This window comes from Helicobacter pylori SA37A (genome assembly GCF_000476015.1).
GTDB classification, from domain to species: domain Bacteria; phylum Campylobacterota; class Campylobacteria; order Campylobacterales; family Helicobacteraceae; genus Helicobacter; species Helicobacter pylori_DB.
Genome location: NZ_CBOO010000008.1, coordinates 44,902 through 62,247 on the forward strand (window position 1 = coordinate 44,902; position 17,346 = coordinate 62,247).

14 protein-coding genes are annotated in these 17,346 nt (G+C 41.3%); 2 read left to right on the forward strand and 12 right to left on the reverse strand.

Translation table 11 applies throughout. From position 1 onward, the window contains the following. Nucleotide 1: 1 nt before the first annotated feature. Together trpB and trpA are read left to right on the forward strand one after the other, a co-directional pair. Nucleotides 2-1,183, forward strand: coding sequence for a tryptophan synthase subunit beta (gene trpB / locus QT76_RS05110; RefSeq protein WP_033616853.1), 1,182 nt, complete (start codon nt 2-4; stop codon nt 1,181-1,183). Further along, nucleotides 1,180-1,968 (forward strand): tryptophan synthase subunit alpha, encoded by a 789-nt coding sequence (trpA, locus tag QT76_RS05115; RefSeq protein ID WP_033616854.1) that lies wholly within the window; start codon nt 1,180-1,182, stop codon nt 1,966-1,968. The genes trpB and trpA overlap by 4 nt, the downstream gene beginning before the upstream one ends. A gap of 224 nt (nt 1,969-2,192) precedes the next feature. On the opposite strand, the gene QT76_RS05120 is transcribed toward trpA, so the two are convergent. The 12 genes from QT76_RS05120 to QT76_RS05175 all read right to left on the reverse strand — a co-directional run bounded on the left by QT76_RS05120 (nt 2,193) and on the right by QT76_RS05175 (nt 17,344). After that, a complete protein-coding gene (locus tag QT76_RS05120; RefSeq protein WP_033616856.1) occupies nt 2,193-2,471 on the reverse strand; it encodes a hypothetical protein in 279 nt (92 codons plus the stop codon). Nucleotides 2,472-2,682: 211 nt separating this feature from the next. After that, nucleotides 2,683-4,059 carry a phosphomannomutase/phosphoglucomutase gene (locus tag QT76_RS05125; RefSeq protein ID WP_033616857.1) on the reverse strand — a complete coding sequence of 459 codons (1,377 nt, stop codon included), beginning with the start codon at nt 4,057-4,059 and terminating at the stop codon, nt 2,683-2,685. A 1-nt stretch (nt 4,060) separates the two neighbouring features. After that, nucleotides 4,061-6,466, reverse strand: a complete 2,406-nt coding sequence (locus QT76_RS05130; RefSeq protein ID WP_080242424.1) for a DUF7494 domain-containing protein — start codon at nt 6,464-6,466, stop codon at nt 4,061-4,063. Then, nucleotides 6,456-7,934: an NADH-quinone oxidoreductase subunit NuoN gene (gene nuoN / locus QT76_RS05135; RefSeq protein ID WP_033616858.1), complete on the reverse strand. Its 1,479-nt coding sequence runs from the start codon at nt 7,932-7,934 to the stop codon at nt 6,456-6,458. Before nuoN ends, QT76_RS05130 begins: the two co-directional genes overlap by 11 nt. Then, on the reverse strand, nt 7,921-9,459 hold the full coding sequence (locus tag QT76_RS05140) for an NADH-quinone oxidoreductase subunit M (protein WP_033616859.1): 1,539 nt from the start codon (nt 9,457-9,459) through the stop codon (nt 7,921-7,923). Before QT76_RS05140 ends, nuoN begins: the two co-directional genes overlap by 14 nt. 3 nt (nt 9,460-9,462) lie before the next feature. Further along, nucleotides 9,463-11,301, reverse strand: a complete 1,839-nt coding sequence (nuoL, locus tag QT76_RS05145; protein WP_033616860.1) for an NADH-quinone oxidoreductase subunit L — start codon at nt 11,299-11,301, stop codon at nt 9,463-9,465. A gap of 2 nt (nt 11,302-11,303) precedes the next feature. Then, a complete protein-coding gene (nuoK, locus tag QT76_RS05150) occupies nt 11,304-11,606 on the reverse strand; it encodes an NADH-quinone oxidoreductase subunit NuoK (protein ID WP_000579753.1) in 303 nt (100 codons plus the stop codon). After that, nucleotides 11,603-12,151: an NADH-quinone oxidoreductase subunit J gene (locus QT76_RS05155; RefSeq protein ID WP_000464196.1), complete on the reverse strand. Its 549-nt coding sequence runs from the start codon at nt 12,149-12,151 to the stop codon at nt 11,603-11,605. The genes nuoK and QT76_RS05155 overlap by 4 nt, the downstream gene beginning before the upstream one ends. Further along, complete coding sequence (gene nuoI / locus QT76_RS05160) at nt 12,144-12,806, reverse strand: NADH-quinone oxidoreductase subunit NuoI (protein WP_033616861.1); 663 nt, start codon at nt 12,804-12,806, stop codon at nt 12,144-12,146. The genes QT76_RS05155 and nuoI overlap by 8 nt, the downstream gene beginning before the upstream one ends. 10 nt (nt 12,807-12,816) lie before the next feature. Beyond that, nucleotides 12,817-13,806, reverse strand: coding sequence for an NADH-quinone oxidoreductase subunit NuoH (gene nuoH / locus QT76_RS05165; protein ID WP_033616862.1), 990 nt, complete (start codon nt 13,804-13,806; stop codon nt 12,817-12,819). Next, a complete protein-coding gene (locus QT76_RS05170) occupies nt 13,803-16,367 on the reverse strand; it encodes an NADH-quinone oxidoreductase subunit G (protein ID WP_033616863.1) in 2,565 nt (854 codons plus the stop codon). Before QT76_RS05170 ends, nuoH begins: the two co-directional genes overlap by 4 nt. Continuing rightward, a complete protein-coding gene (locus QT76_RS05175) occupies nt 16,364-17,344 on the reverse strand; it encodes a hypothetical protein (RefSeq protein ID WP_033616865.1) in 981 nt (326 codons plus the stop codon). Before QT76_RS05175 ends, QT76_RS05170 begins: the two co-directional genes overlap by 4 nt. Between the last annotated feature and the right edge of the window lie 2 nt (nt 17,345-17,346).

Sequence of the window (17,346 nt, forward strand, 5' to 3'; positions counted from 1 at the left end):
AATGAATCAAAAAGCGTATTTTGGGGAGTTTGGAGGGAGTTTTGTTTCGGAGTTGTTAGTGCCTGCATTAAGAGAATTAGAACAGGCGTTTGATGCGTGTTTGAAAGATGAAAAATTCCAAAAAGAATATTTTCGTCTTTTAAAGGATTTTGTGGGCCGTCCTAGCCCTTTAACCTTGTGTCAAAATATCGTTTCTAACCCTAAAGTTAAGCTTTATTTAAAACGAGAGGATTTAATCCATGGCGGGGCGCACAAGACTAATCAGGCTTTAGGGCAAGCCCTTTTAGCGAAAAAAATGGGTAAAACAAGGATTATTGCTGAAACAGGTGCTGGGCAGCATGGCGTTGCAACGGCTATCGCTTGCGCGTTATTGGATTTAAAATGCGTGATTTTTATGGGAGGCAAAGACATCAAGCGCCAGGAAATGAATGTTTTTAGAATGCGCTTATTGGGCGCTGAAGTGAGAGAGGTTAATTCAGGGAGTGCGACGCTTAAAGACGCTGTGAATGAGGCCTTAAGAGATTGGGCGAGCAGTTACAAGGACACGCATTATTTGCTAGGCACAGCCGCCGGGCCGCACCCTTACCCCACAATGGTCAAAACCTTTCAAAAAATGATAGGCGATGAGGTTAAATGCCAGATTTTAGAAAAAGAAAACCGCTTGCCTGATTATGTGATCGCATGCGTTGGAGGGGGGTCTAACGCTATAGGGATATTCAGCGCGTTTTTAAACAATAAAGAGGTCAAACTCATAGGCGTAGAGCCAGCCGGATTAGGGCTAGAGACTAACAAGCATGGGGCGACTTTGAATAAAGGGCGTGTGGGGATTTTGCATGGGAATAAAACCTATCTTTTACAAGATGATGAAGGCCAGATTGCAGAAAGCCACAGCATTAGCGCCGGGCTTGATTATCCAGGGGTAGGGCCAGAACACAGCTATTTAAAAGAGATTGGGCGCGCGATTTATGAAAGCGCAAGCGATATTGAAGCGCTAGAAGCCTTTAGCTTGTTGTGCCAAAAAGAAGGCATTATCCCGGCATTAGAGAGTTCGCATGCCTTAGCGTATGCCTTAAAACTCGCTCAAAAATGCGTGCAAGAAAGCATTATTGTGGTGAATTTAAGCGGTCGGGGGGATAAGGATTTAAGCACCGTTTATAGCGCTTTAAAAGGGGGTTTAAAATGAGGTATCAAAACATGTTTGAAACCTTAAAAAAACACGAAAAAATGGCGTTTATCCCGTTTGTAACCTTGGGCGATCCCAATTATGAATTGAGTTTTGAAATCATTAAAACCTTAATTATTAGCGGGGTGAGCGCTTTAGAATTGGGTCTTGCTTTTTCTGATCCTGTAGCGGATGGCATTACCATACAAGCGAGCCATTTAAGGGCGTTAAAACACGCTTCTATGGCTAAAAATTTCCAGCTTTTAAAAAAGATTAGAGGTTACAACCATGATATTCCCATAGGGCTTTTAGCGTATGCGAATTTAATTTTTTCTTATGGCGTTGATGGTTTTTACGCTCAAGCTAAAGAATGCGGTATAGATAGCGTTTTAATAGCGGACATGCCCCTAATAGAAAAAGAATTGGTCATCAAATCCGCTCAAAAACACCAAATCAAACAAATCTTTATCGCTAGCCCTAATGCGAGCAGTAAGGATTTAGAACAAACCGCTACGCATTCGCAAGGCTATATCTACACTTTAGCTAGGAGTGGGGTTACAGGGGCGAGCCATACTTTAGAAAATGACGCGAGCGCTATTATTAAAACCCTAAAAACCTTTAGCGCCACCCCTGCGTTATTGGGCTTTGGCATTTCTAAAAAAGAACACATCACAAACGCTAAAGAAATGGGTGCTGATGGCGTGATTTGCGGCTCAGCGTTAGTCAAAATCATAGAAGAAAATTTAAACAATGAAAACGCCATGCTAGAAAAAATTAAAGGGTTTATAGGAGAAATGATTTTTTAAGGTTTTTAGGCTTTGTTGCATGCGCCTTATTATGGCGTTAGTGCAGAAAATACCGCCATAAGCCTAACAACAATATAAGGGCAGCCTTGTAGCGTGGTTGATAGCGGCTAAAATCGCAGGTATTTTGATAATAAAAAAGGCTAGTTTTGATATACCAAGCCATAAGCTCTTTATAATACTTTTAAATAATACTTTTAAAAAGAACTATTGGTTGCTTAGTCCTCTTAATCTTCGGGTTCTATGTCTATTATGTTATTGTCATGGTTGATTGTTTTTAAAGCATTTACGATTTCATCCATCTTTTCTTTTGCTTCAAGTGCCTTTTTATATCCTTCAGCTGCTTGTTTATATCCTTCTTTTTCTTCTTGAGCTATACTCCATAATGCTTTAAAGATTGGTTGCATTTCAGCTTTTTTGCTTGCTTTTGCAAGACCCCCATGTTCCTTTTTCATTTCGTGAGTGAGATGAGAAGCGTTTTTGTTGTTATTTTTGTTGTTATCCATTAAAATCCTTTACGATTAATTTAAAACTTTTCATTATAATAGGCTTAGGCTTAGCTTAAATAGCGTTCAATTTTTGGATAACTAGGGGGCTTACTCACAAATCTTTTTAGAAAGACATGGCTGTTAGCTTTAAGTTATTTTGATCTTTTTTAAAACTTAAAGCGTTTATTAAGCCAAATAAGGCTTAATTGGTATTGACTGGTTTAGAGCCTTATTTCTCTAGCAAATTGAGTAACGCCCTTTTATACTCTAACGCTGTTGTTTCATCCTTGCCTTCAAAGCGGCTGACTAAATAGGGGGTGGTGTTGCTTGCGCGAATAAGCCCAAAACCATGTTCAAAAACCACTCTCACGCCATCAATGCTGATGATTTCTTTGATTGTAGGGAAATGGCTTGGCGGGTTTTTAAGTGCTTTTTGTAGGTTATGAATGATTTCAAATTTTTCTTCTTCGATCACGGCGATTTTTTCTTCAGGCGTGGTGTAGGAATAGGGGAGGTTTTTAATGGTGTTTTCCAAATCGCTTGGACTTTGTTCAAGCAATAACTCCAAAGCCCTTAAACATGCGTAAAGGGCGTCATCATAGCCAAAATAGCGTTCTTTAAAAAAGATATGCCCGCTCATTTCAGCCGCAAAATGCGCGTTGGTTTCTTTGAGTTTGATTTTTAAATTGCTATGCCCGGTTTTATACATGAGCGTCTTACCAAAAGTATTGATCGTGTTATACATCACTTGAGAGCATTTGACTTCGCCGATCACAAAAGGGGTGATGCCTTGAGCATGCAAGCGTTTAGCGAATAAAATCGCTAATTCATCGCCCGCATAAATATGATGAGAGCTTAGCATCGCAATCCTATCCGCATCGCCATCAAAAGCAAAGCCTATAGAAATAGCGTTTTCTTGCATGTGTTTTTCTAAATCTTGTAAGTTTTTCGCTTCGCTGGGGTCTGGGTGGTGGTTAGGGAAATTCCCATCAGGATCGCTATAAAGGCTGCTAAAATCAATGTTCAAAGCCTTTAAAATAGGTTCTAATCCTAACGCTCCCACGCCATTACCAAAATCCAGGGCGATTTTGTATTTAAGGTTTTTCAAATGCTTAAAATCCTTGATCAAATAGCGCTGATAGGCTTCTAGGGCATTGACTTTCTCTGGTGTTTCTTTTAGGGGTTTTATTTCATGCTTTGCGTTTAAAAGCGTGTCTTTTAAAGCCTGAATATCCTTGCCATAAAACGGGTTTTGATTGAGCGTGATTTTAAAGCCGTTGTATTCTTTGGGGTTGTGAGAGCCAGTGATCATGATGGAATTAGGGCATTGAATACCATTGATTCCATTAAAGGCCGCAAAATACGCTACCGGTGTGGGGATTAGCCCTAAATCATACACTTTCAAGCCACTTGATTGCAGCCCCGCACTCAAAGCTTCAAACAAAAAACGCCCATGCACCCTTGCGTCATGCCCTACAAACACGCTTTTATCGCATTCTCGCATGATTTTCCCTAACTCCACGCCGATACTAAAGGCACCCTTTTCGTCTAAAGTGGTGGGGTAAATGCCCCTAATATCGTATTCTCTAAAAATGCTAATGTCCATGTCATGACTCCTTGTTTTTGAATAAATTTAAACCCTGTTCGCATAAATTTTGCCATGCGTTTGTTTGATCTTTTTGTTTTAACTGAACGCATTTTTCTAAACTGGCTCTAGATTTTGTTTTTTGGTTGGTTAAATCCAGTAGGCTTGATTGTAAATACAAGGCTTTTTGGTGATCTTCTAAAGAAAGCCTGCGGTTTAAAAGTTTGTCTAGCGTTTCTAACGCTTTTGAATAATCTTTGGTGGTTCGGTAAGCGTCAATGAGAGCAAATTCGCTAAAGGGCGTGTAAGAATAGTCCTTGTAAGCGTCTTGGAGTTTGAGCAAGCTTGTGGCATAAATTTTGACGCTTTTAGGATCTTTTTCATTCTCTAGCAATTTAAAATAAACCAACGCCATGCGTTTATCGTCTTTGAAATGCTTTTCTAAAAACGCATATAAATTGAGGGCCAATTCTTTTTCATTGCTTTGCATGTAATCTGAAAATAAAACAAAAGCAATATCATAAAATTCTTTTTTGTTCAAGCTTTGAGCGAGAGTTAAAGCGTCTTTAGAAGCCAGAGTGGAATTTTTAAAATCCCCTAAGCGGTAGTAATTGCGCCCCAAACGATAAAGCCATATTAATTTCTCGCTAGGGGTTTTAGCCGCTTTTAAAGCGTTTAGGGCAATGATTTGCGCTTTTTCTTTGAGCGATGCGAAATACAAGCAATCAAAGGCTTGGATTTCTTCTTTGAGGCTGAATGCAAAGGCGGTAATTTGGGATAAATATTTTAAAGCTTCTTCGCAACGATTGTCCTCTAATGGGGCTTTGGCAAGGACATTGAGCGTTTTTTGGATCAAAGGAGAATCTTTAGGCAAATTTTTTTGCATGCCTAACACTTCAGCATAACGCTTATTTTCAAACAATAGTTGGGCTTTCAATTCTAAAGCCTTTAGAGCTTCATCAGAATTAGGGAAATTTTGAATGATTTTATCGTAGTGGGCGATTTTTTCTTGCGTGTTCCCCTCCATGGAAAAAAGGGCTTTTTCATCGCGCGCCCTAACGACAGAAGCTTTATCCAATTCCGCATGATCTTGCAAATATTGCAGATTGTAAAGGTGGGCGTTCTTAAAGTCCTTGATCCTTGCATACAACGCCCCTAAATCATAGAGCGCTTGCTCTTTAGCTTTCAAGTCATCGTCTTGATTAAGGAGCAAGTGAGCGATCTCAATCGCGCTTTCATTCATCTGGTTTTTTTTCAATAACTTGAGCAATTCTAGGGCTGATTCGCTATGCGTAGAAATATAATCAGGGTTGGATTGGACCACCTTATCAATGAGGTATTTAGCGTTATTAAAGTTTTGATAGTTTATCTCTGCTTCAGCCCAATTAAGTGCGATTTCACTCGCGCTCTCTTTGTCTTTGGCGTTAGAAAAAGCTTCTTTAAAAAGCATGTTAGCGTTGCTCAAATCAGAGCCTTCAGCCGCTTCAATGGCTAAACGCATTTGGGCTAAGGGCGCGTAGCGGGAATTTTTGTATTCTAAAAGAATGCGTTTGTAATAGCGCATGGCCTGTTTGTAATTGTTGTTCTCGTCTAAAGCTTTGGCGACATAGTATAACGCTTCAGGGATATTGGGATCGGTCGGGTAATTTTTAATCCACTTGGTGCCAATGTCTATGAGTAAGGATTTTTTAATGCCTAATTGGCCTAATGCGATAATTTCTAATAAATACAGATCTTTTTTAAACATCGTTTGAGGGTAGTTTTTAAACGCGCGGCTGATCGTGCGTAAAGCGTCAAAATAGGCTTGCGAATCCATTTGTTTTTTAGCCTCTAAATAAGCGTTTAAATCATAGCCCTTTGTGGTGAGTAGGGGTTTGTTATTCACATCTAGTTCTTGAATGATAGGGGTTTGAGCGTCTTTAATGACAATGGGGAAATTCAAGCCTTTTTGAGCGTTGTCTTTTTCGCTCAAAAAAGGGATATTTTGATCATAGCCTATGATCTGCCACATTTTGGCTTTAGGATCGTTTTCCACAAAAAGGGGGATCGCTTTTTTATAATCCCTATCAAAAGAAAAAAGGGTGAGTCTTCGCATCACTTTGGGTTTGATGTGTAAAATGAATTGTTGTTGGCGCATGGAATAGGTGATATTGAAAAAAGCGTTTTCTAAAGGGGTAAAACCCTCCTTAGGGATAGAGTCTATCACGCATTCTATGGGGCGTTTAGCGTGTATAATGGATAAAGAGGCTTCAATCCCGCTTGGTGGTTTTTCATTGGTATAAAAACAAGAAAAGGCTTTGTTGTGTCGTAAGGTTAAAACCGAAAAATCTTCCCCCCCTTCCTTGCCTTGCGTGAGCGTGAGGCTTAAGGCGTTGAGCGAATGGGAGAGCAAGCCCATTAAAAGAAAGATTTTTGACTTAAGCCACAAACTCTAAAAGCCCTCGCATCATAAAAACAGAGAACAAGCACGCTAACGCCATAGCAATAATGACCGCATAAATAGGCATGGTAGCGTTTTGGGTGTAAATATCGCTTTGAGCGTAACCTTGGGTTTGTAAGGGCTTATTGAAAAACATCGCCACGAGCCAACGGAAATAATAAAACGCAGCCACCGCGCTATTAACTAACATCACCACCGCTAAAAGAGTATGATTGCTCTCTAACGCGCTTTCAACGGCTAAAAATTTCCCCCAAAACACGCTAAAAGGCGGGATCCCTGCAAGCCCAAAAACAAAAATAGCGCCTAAGATCGCCACTAAAGGGTGGGTTTTGATAAGGCCGTTGAATTTGGAATAGGGGTGATCGTAGCGTTCATCCCATGTTTTTTCCCGGCTTTTTAAGAGCCATAAAAGGCCAAAAGCCCCAATGTAAGTGAAGGCGAACATGAACCAATAAACAAACATCGCTTGTTGGCTATCTTCAGTGTGGATAAACACGCATGCTAAAGCGAACCCAGAATGCGAAATGGAGCTGTAAGCGAGCATCCTTTTGACATCTTCTTGCCATAAAGCAATGAAATTAGGGATGGTGATAGTCATAAGAATCAAAACATAAAAAATGTCTTCTACCCAAGCGATGCGAGTGTCTATAAACGCCCCAAAAAGGCGAGTCGCTACCACAAAGCCAGCGATTTTAGGCACAATGGAAATATAGCTCGCAAAGACTGGGTTATTGCCCTCATACACATCAGGCATCCAGGTATGGAAAGGCACTAAAGAAACCTTAAAGCCAATCGCTCCAATCAAAAAGATAGCACCCATCGCAAAGAGCATGGGGTTTGTAACGCCCTCAGTGTGTAAGTATAGGGTAATGACTTCAAGATTCAAGCTCCCTGTAAGCAAGTAAAAAGCCATAGCCCCCATAGCAAAAAACGCGCTCGCCATCGCCCCCATAGTGAAATACTTGATCCCTGCTTCCAAGCCGTAGCGTTTATCGCTCAACGCCATTAACACACAAAGGGGTAAGGACGCTGTCTCTAACCCAATAAGGATTAACAATAAATGGTTGCTTGAAACCATGAATTGAAAGCCAGCGACAATAAACAAGTATAGGGAATAAAATTCAGCGGTCTGAAATTCGTTGAAGCGCTCTTTGGAAAGGGCTAAGAAAATGAGCAAGAAGGCTGAAATCAAGACAATGCTTTGAGAGATGAGCGAGAGGGTATCCAAGCTCAAAAACCCAAAAAAGGCGTTTTCTTGCTCTTCTAATCCTAAAACCACCAAAAAATCCAAAACCAAAAAGAGCATGCATAAAAACACATTCAAATTGCGTGAAAACCTGGAAGTGAAAGCGTTGATTAATAGCGTGAAAATCCCCCCACACACCAACACCAGCATGGGTAAAATGCTCTCAAAACTAAAGCTATCAAAAGAGATGTGGAGACTATCTATTAACATAAGAGACCTCTTTTATCTTAGTATCCAATGAACCTAAAAAAGGGAGCGAGCGGATTTCTATCACCTCTAAAAGCTGTTTAGAGCCTTGCTCAATCGGTTTTAAAAGCGCTTTAGGATAAATCCCTAAAATTAAAATCAAAGCTAAAATCACGCTTAAAACCCCTACCTCACGAGCGTTTAAATCTTCAAACACGCTGATTTGATTGTTCCCGGTTTTCAAATTGCCAAAGAACACATCTTTATATGAAGTGAGCATGTAAATCGCTGAGAGAATGATGCTTGTTCCGGCAATGATAGCCAAAAGAGGGTAAGTGGCAAAAAACCCCAATAAGCTTAAAAACTCTCCCACAAAGCCAATGCTTAAAGGCATGCCCACATTCGCCATTAAAACGATCATAAAAAAGGCGGCAAAAACAGGAGCGCTTTTAGCGATCGATCCAAAGCGAGCGATTTCTAAACTGCTGGCGCGCTCTTCTAAGATACCAGCGAGTAAAAATAATCCCATGACGATAATACCATGCGCAAACATCATAAACACCGCCCCTGAAATCCCTTCAACATTGAAAGAAAAAACCCCAAGCACCACGACTCCCATGTGCGAGAACGAGCTATAAGCGATGAGGGTTTTTAAATCTTTTTGAGCGTAGGCTAGAAAACCTCCATAAATGATCATGCACAGTGCCACAATGGCTATAGGGGTTAGATAGATTTCTGAAAGATCAGGAAAAAGCGGGAGCAAGAAGCGTAATAAGGCGTAAGTCCCCATTTTAGAAAGCAAGGCCGAAAGCATGACAGAGCCTAAAGTAGGGGCGTTAGAATACGCATAAGGCAGCCATGTGTGTAAGGGAAAGAGCGGGATTTTAACCGCAATCCCTACTAAGAAAGCCACAAAGAGCCAGGTTTTAATCTCGCTAGAAAAGTTCAATTGATACCAGTCTAAAATATCAAAACTCATCATGCCGTAATTATTGGCGTAGTCATACCCGATGTATAAAATGCCTAAAAGCATGCACAACGACGCTAAAAAGGTGTAGAGGAAAAACTTCATGCCAGAATAGATTTTGTTATTACGGCCAAAACGACCGATGAGATATAAAACCGGCAAGAGCGAGATTTCCCAAAAAGCGTAGAAAAAGATCACATTAAGAGAAGAAAACACGCCCATTAAGATCCCTTCTAGCAATAAAAGACAAATCGCAAAGTCTTTACGACGCTCTTTGACATAAATCACGGACAATAACACCACGATAGCGTTTAAGAGCAACAAAAAGAGCGCGATGCCATCAACGCCCACATGGTAATTCACGCCAATTTGATAGACTAATTCCTTCATTTCTTCAAACTGCATGCCTGCTGTTTGAATATCAAACCCATGCCACAACAACAAGACCAATAACAACTCAATCAAAGCGATGACAATCGCATACGCCCTGCTCGCTTGATCGCTCATAAAGAACGCTAATAGCGCGCTCAGCATGGGGAAAAAGATCACCACACTTAAAAGATGCGCATGTAAAAACTGCATTTCTTATCTCCCAAAAAAAGCTACAAACGCTAATAAGATTAAAACCCCGGCCACCATGAAGCGCAGCATGGAGGTTAAATTCCCATCTTGACTGATCCTAAACACACGCCCTATGACAAAAACGCTTCTTCCTATGGTGTCCACTACCGCATCAATGATCCTTAATTCCACGACCTGGTGTAAGAATGAAGCGATAGCGCTAAAAACTTTTGCAATCCCTTGATAAAGTTGCGGGATATAGTATTGGTTGAGCAAGAGCTTGTATAAAAAGCCCCCCTCTTTTTTGGAAGTGATACCATTTTTATATTTAAATATGGCATAGGCGATGCTCAACAGCACCACTATGGTGGTGATACTGATTAAAAGAGCGAGCGGGACGGGATACTCTCCAACGCTAGGGATCACTTGAGAGATGAAATGAAAAAACGGCTCTTCAAAAAACCCGGCAATGACCGCTAAAACTCCTAACGGCAGCATGCTTAAAAGCATGAAATTTTTGGCTTCATGGGGGTGGTTGATTTCGTGCTGTTTGGGTGCAAAAAACACCAGCATGATGAGCCTGAAGCTATAAAAAGCGGTAAAGATCGCCCCAATTAGAAGAACAAACCATAAAATGTGGTGGTGCATCCCAAAAGCCACTTCTAAAATCTTGTCTTTGGAGAAATAGCCCGCAAAGGGGTAGATCCCGCACAAAGCCACTGAACCTATAATCATAAAGATCGCTGTGATTTTCATAGACTTGTATAAAGCGCCCATTTTAGTAATATCCAAATTGTCTTCCATCGCATGCATGACATTGCCTGATCCTAAGAAAAGGAGGGATTTGAAAAACGCATGCGTGAAGAGGTGGAAAAGCGCGATCGCATAAGCCCCAAGACCGGCCGCTACAAACATATAACCCAATTGAGAAAGCGTGGAATAAGCCACGATGCGTTTTAAATCCTTATTGACTAAAGCCATGCTCGCTCCAAAAAGAGCCACAAACGCCCCTAAACATGCGATGAAATAACCCACTTCAAACACCGCGCTATACAAGGGATTGGCTCTAATGATTAGATACACCCCAGCGGTTACCATTGTCGCCGCATGGATGAGAGCGGATACCGGGGTAGGCCCCTCCATAGCGTTGGCTAACCATGTGTGCATGGGGAATTGCGCGCTCTTGCCCATAGCGCCAATGAAAAGAAACACGCTAATGCAAAAGAGCATGGAATAATCGGCGTTATTGAGCATGCTAAAGACTTCTTTATACTGGAGAGTGCCAAAATTCCAAAAGATCAAAATAATCCCCATGAGCATGCCTAAATCCGTGATTCGATTCATCACAAAGGCTTCAATAGAAGCGTTGTTCGCGCTTGTCTTGTGATACCAAAAGCCAATGAGCAAGTAAGAGCATAGCCCCACCCCTTCCCAGCCAATGAAAAGCCCTAAAAAATTATCGCTCAACACCAACACCAGCATGGAAAACACAAAGCCGCTAAGGTAGGAAAAATAGCGGTTAAACCCTGTATCATGCTCCATATAGCCTATAGAATATACATGCACTAAGAAAGAAACTAAAGTGACCACGACAATCATGACCGCATTGATATTATCCAGCATGAGAGAAAAGCCGACTTTAAAATTCCCCACCACGATCCAGTCAAATAAATATTTTTCATAGCTTTGATGGTGCCATGCTTGAATGAAAAGAACCACCGCACCAATGAAAGAAACCAGCACGCACAAAGAATTGAAAACGCCCACATGCAACGCTTTCGCTTTAGCCCCAAACAGCCCCGCATAAAGCGCACCGATTAAAGGCAAAAACAACACCACTGACAGCAAAGAAGAATACTGCATGCTCAACCTTTCATAGCGTTTAAAGAATCAATATCTAGGCTTTTGAATTTCTTAAACCACAAAATCACCAAGCCCAAACCAATAGCCACCTCACTAGCGGCAATAGCGATAATAAAGAGCGCAAACATCTGCCCGTCTAAATTGTGCGTGTATTTAGAAATCGCTATAAAACCGATATTGATCGCATTGAGCATGATTTCTGTAGAAAAAAAGAGCAACAGAATGTTTTTGCGTTTCAGCATGCCCGCTAAACCAATGCAAAAGAGCAACCCTGAAACAATCAAATAGTGGTTCAACCCTATCATAGAGATTCCTTTATAAATTGCGTGTGATTTTTCCCATGGATTTTTTGAATCCCTGTAGCGATGCCTCCAACCATAGCGACTAAAAGCATTAAAGCCGCTGCTTCAAAAGGGATGAGGTAATTGGTGAAAAGCACATAACCAATCGCTTTAATGTTAGGGATTTGCACATCAATAGCATTGGAATTGACTTGATTAGAAAGGTTTTCGCCAATGCTAGGAGCGCTTAAGATCAAGGTGAGCAACAGCGCCACGCCAAATGAAAGAACGCACAAGATTTTAGGGCTTTGCTTGCGTTCAATGACTTCTGCAGCGGAGTTGAAAAACATCATGCCAAACGCATACATCACAATGACCGCACCCACATACACCGTGATTTGCACCACGCCCAAAAACTCAGCGTCTAGCAAAAAGAAAAAAGCAGAGATAAAAACCATGCTGCTAGCGAGAGCGGTAATGGCATAGAGGATATTCGTGGTGGTGATCACCACTAACGCCATGCTTAAAGTAAGGATCGCAAAGAAATAAAAGGCAATGGTTTCAAACATTTTCATCCCCTTTATGGCTTTCTGGGTTTGTTGGAGTCTCTTCTTGTGATTCTTCTTTTGAAGGCTCTTGGACATAATCTAAAGGGGTGGCTTGCATGCGTTCGTTATAATTAGGGCTTACCGCACCAAAGCCTAAAAATTCGGCATGCGAGCAGTTTTTAGCGTCTTGTTCGTTCGTTAGAAACTCGCTTTTAGAGCCGTATTGGGAGCGTTGGGTGCTGGCGTTTTCAAACCGGTTCCCCATAACAATCGCTAATTCTGGGCAAACTTCCGCGCACAACCCGCAATAAATGCAACGCCCCAAATTGATCGTGTAAGAATCGATCTTTTTGCGGTTGTCTTCGCCCTTATGCGTGATGATCCTTATGCAATTGCTCGTGCAAATCTTTTCGCACAGCCCACAGCCAATACACCTTTCAGAGCCTGAGTCTAAAAGCCGTTGCAAATGATGCACCGCACGATAACGAGGGCTTAAAGGGAGTTGTTCCATAGGGTAATGGATGGTTACGCTTGGGCTAAAAAATTCCTTGATCGTAAGCCCTAGCCCTTTGAATAGATCCAAACCCAAGCTCGTTTTAATGGTGTCTTTAAATTGCTCGGTCGCGCTATGGACTTCGGATCGTTTAGGAAGTTGCTTGTATTCTTGTTTGGCCATAAAACCTCCTTTAAATTAAAATGATAATGCCCGTTAGCACAATATTCAATAACGCTAAAGGCAGCATGATTTTCCAGCACATATCCATCAGTTGGTCTGGGCGCACATGCGGGTAAGTCGCTCTAACCCACATGGATAAAAAGACAAAAAAGCCCGCTTTAATCAAAATCGCTATGCTTCCAGGGATAAAGCCCCATGCGTTAAACCCGCCAAAAAACACAATAGAAATCACAAAGGAAAAAGCGAATAAATGCGCGTATTCCGCTAAAAAGAACATGCCCCATTTCAAGCCGCTGTATTCGGTGCAATACCCTGCTACAATCTCGGCTTCATGCTCTAACAAGTCAAAGGGGGTTCGATTCAATTCAGCGTAGCTTGCGATCAAAAACAAAACAAACGCTAGAGGCTGCTTAAACACAAGCCAGTCTAAAAACCCACCGCTTTGGTAATGATTGATTTCCACTAAAGAGAGCGATCCTACCACCATTAAGGGGGCTAGAATGGTTAAGGTGCTGACCACTTCAAAGCTGAGCAGTTGGATCGTCGCTCTTGCGGAGCCAATTAAAGAGTATTTGTTATTAGAGGCAAGCCCGGCTAAAATAGGCGCATAAATCCCTGCTGAACCCACGGCTAAGAAAAACAAAAAGCCAATGTTAATGTCAGAAATAAGGGGCTTGATCTCATAGCCAAACAGAGTGAAATTAGGGAAAAAAGGGATAGGCGCCATGGACACAAACGCGCTCACCATCGCAATAATGGGCGCTAGCGTGAAAATGAACTTATTCGCACCTTGGGGGATAATGTCTTCTTTAGTGAAAAGCTTAATGCCGTCTGCTGCGACTTGCAAAAGCCCAAAAGGCCCCACATAACAAGGCCCTAAACGGCGTTGGAAATAGGCTAACACTTTCCTTTCAATATAAGTGGCAAAGCCTCCTAAAGCCGAAAAAACAGCGACTAAAGTCAAAATTTTAATCAGGGTTTCAATGATATAAGCGCTCATGCTTGCTCCTTTAAATCCACGCTATCAAACACGCCCTCTCTAAAAAAGTTAGAATGGTTTTTCAAAAGAGAAGGCGAAATGACAAACACCTCTTGATCCAAGCTCTCATCAAGATACAAAACGCCTGTTAATTCCTCTTCTTCTTTAAATAAAGTGATGTTTTGCCCCACTTCTTTATTCAATTTTTTTAAGAAAGCTTTAGACACATAGACACCGGCTTTTAATTGCAAATTCTCGCTTTTATGGGTAGCGTTATTGAATTGTGTTTCTGGGTATTTTAAATACGCGTTGAAAGCGATTTTTTCTTTTAAAGGCTTGATAGGCTCGCATTCTGTGGTTTCGCATTCTTTAGCGCTGTTTTCAAAATGGCTTGTTCCTAATAAATAGCCCCTATGATTGACCCTGTCATTAGTGAAATAGTTGGTTAGATGATCAAATTCTATGGCTTTAAAGCCCGCTTCTGTAGGGAGTTTGTGGGTGCATTCTGTGAGGTTTTCTTCCACAAAGCCAAAGCCTTGCATGATATCGCTCAAGTCATAGCCCTCAAACCTCAAAGCCGGTTTTAAGGGCAACACACGCCCTTCAACATTAGTGATCGTGCCTTCTAGCTGGTTGAGACTGGGTAAAATAAAATCCACTTTGCTGAGAGTGTCTTTTCCAAAAACCCTATCATCGCTATTGATAGTGAAATCCCCTTGAGCGCGAATGCCTACGATTTTTTCATGTTCAAAAATTTCTTCGCTCAATTCACAAATAGAAGCGATGCCTAAAGCGTTCGCGCTTGGGGGGATAAGAATGAGTTTAACAGCGCTTTTTTGGGCTAACAAACGCAACATTTTAGCGATATTGTGGGCTTGTTTGTGGCTATAAATTTCTTCGCCAACCACCAGCAAGGTGTTATTTGATTTTTGCAAAAGAGCGAGAATTTTTTCATAAGTTTCTAAATTGATGCCCGCTTCTTCAAGCAACAAATAAGTGGTTTTGGTAGGGACTTCAATTTTTTCTTCTTTAACCTCTGTCTTGTTTTCTGTTTGATTTTCTTTTGGAGTAGCTGCTTCTTCTTGATTTTCTTCTTTTGGGGTAGCCGTTTCTGTTTTGTCCTCTTCTTGATTTTCTGCCTTATTCTCTCCAATACTGCACCCTTGCTCGGCTTGTTCTAAAGCTTTTTTTCGCTCTTCTTCTAAGGCTTTAAGAGCCGCTTCATCCACAACGCTTTGCTTGGAATCTTCTAAGCTTTTTAGAGCCGCGCTTTCAATGTTAAGCATTTTTAAAAGCATGCCTAAAAGGATTTCTTCAGCCCCCACTTCATGGGTGATGCAAAAAGAGCTTCGGCACAAATTCGCTAACGCATTATCCTTAATAGGGTGCATAGCGATCAAAGAAGCTTTATTGAGTTTGAGAGCGTTATTGATGGCATAGCGCACCAAAGGGTTTTCCGTTTTGATAGAAGATCCTATCGTAACGACCAAATTGGAAGTTTTAATCTCTTCAATGCTGGGGCGTTTAACTTCGCCCAATACTTTTAAGAATTGCTGGAAATAATACGCTTCTTGATTGTAGATTTTAAAATCAAGCTCTTTCCTCAAACGCTCTATTAAAAACGCCTCTTCATTCGTAATATCCCCACCTATTCGCACCGCTTCGCATTCTTTGAGGGCGTTTTGCACTTCTTTAAGATTAGCGCTGCCTTTAGGGCTAGAGCTCACGTCAAAAGCGAAACGGCCTGCCCCACAAATAGGGTTATGATAAAAATCATTAAGCACCCTAAAAATCTTAGATTCTTCGCCTAGAGTATCAAAATGGCGCACATCATAAGAAATCAAACACCCGGCCGAGCAATGCGAACAAGTAGAATGGATCTTTTTGAGTTCCCATGCGTTAGCCGTGTAAGCGAAATCTTTATAGCTCAAAGCGCCCACAGGGCATACCGCAATGCATTCCCCGCAATCATAGCAAGGAACGCTGCCCACAAAAGAAATAATGCCTTTTTGCTTACGACTCCACACGCTAAAAGCGTCTTTGGACATGCTGTCTTTAAATTTATCCGGAGCATGCAAATCGGCTTTAGTGGCTTTGAGGTTGTTTTCGCCCACATTGTCCTTGCAAGTGGTTACACACCTTTCGCACATGATGCACAAATTAGGATCATACAAGGCTTTTGCCCATGAATCTAGTGCTTTAAAATCATCAGCCACTGCATAAGGTTGGTGTTCCACGCCGGTTAAATGCGTCATGTCTTGCAATTCGCACTCCCCGCTCTTATCGCACACGCCACATTCTAGGGGGTGGTTGACATCATAAGTTTGCATGATGCTTTTTCTTTCATCCATGAGCGTGGGGGTGTTAGTGAGAATGGTGGCGTTATTTTTGGCTTTCGTGTTGCAACTATAAACCCGTTTGCCATCCATTTCAACCATGCACATTTTGCATGCGACTGTGGGCGAGCAACCGCTTAAATAGCAAATAGTAGGGATGTAGATCCCAGCGCTCCTAGCGGCCTCTAAAACGCTTTGTCCCTCTTGGCATTCAATCGTTTTGCCATTGATATTCATTGTGATCATGAAATTCCTTGAGAGTGGGATAAAATAGGGATATAAGGGTAAGCGTCAAAAAACGCCCCTTCTAAAATCGCAATCAAACCCTTCAAATGGGGGCTTTCTTCTAACTCGCATTCTAGCGTTTGATTGGAGATTTGAAACTTTGCTTTAGAATGCTGGATCTTATTAGCGATCTTAAATTGCTTGGAAAAAGATAATTTGGGGGTTTCAAGGCTCTTATAAGAAACATAGACAAACGAGCCGTTAGCCTCACTGATTTGTTCTAAAGACTCTAAATCTTTAAGCTCTGATTCAAAAGGCAAAACGCCCTCTTTAAGAGCTGTTTCTAGCAACCATTCTTGATCTTTAGAATCATAAAAAGCGGTCGTTGCGCTTGAATCGTTGCAAGGGATATGCAAAATTTCTAGGTAATTTTGCAACTCGCTTAAAAGGGTGTATAAAAAAGCGTTGTCAGCATGCTTAGTGATCTCTCTATTTAAAACAAGCGCCCTTTTTTTCGCTTTAACAATAAGCGCGATAAGCTCTTGCAATTCCTCTTCGCTCATGTTCGCTTCAGAGCTTAAATACCCTACATCAACCTTTTCTAAAACATGCCCTTTTAATGATGAGGTTTTTTCTAAAATGCCCCTTAAAATCAAGGCCAAAATCGCCGCTTCCGTGTTGATTTCATAAGACGCAAAAAGGCAATTTTCTTGCAAGTCTCTTGTATCTTGTAAGGGTCTCAACAAGGCGTAGGGGCGTTTTGATTGGTTAATGTTTTCTAAAATCAATCGTTCGTTTTCATTCAAACAAGCGTTTGAAAACCCCCCAAACAAAACGCACAAATCGCTTTTTTCTAAAAGGCTTAAGCTATCTTTTGTCATCTTGTAATTGATTTCAAACCCTTTTTGAAGAGATAATTTTTCTAAATAATAGGCTTCTTTCAAACTAATTGAAGAGCTTGCGCTTAAGGGAGAATTTAAGGGGTTAAAGCCGCTCAAAA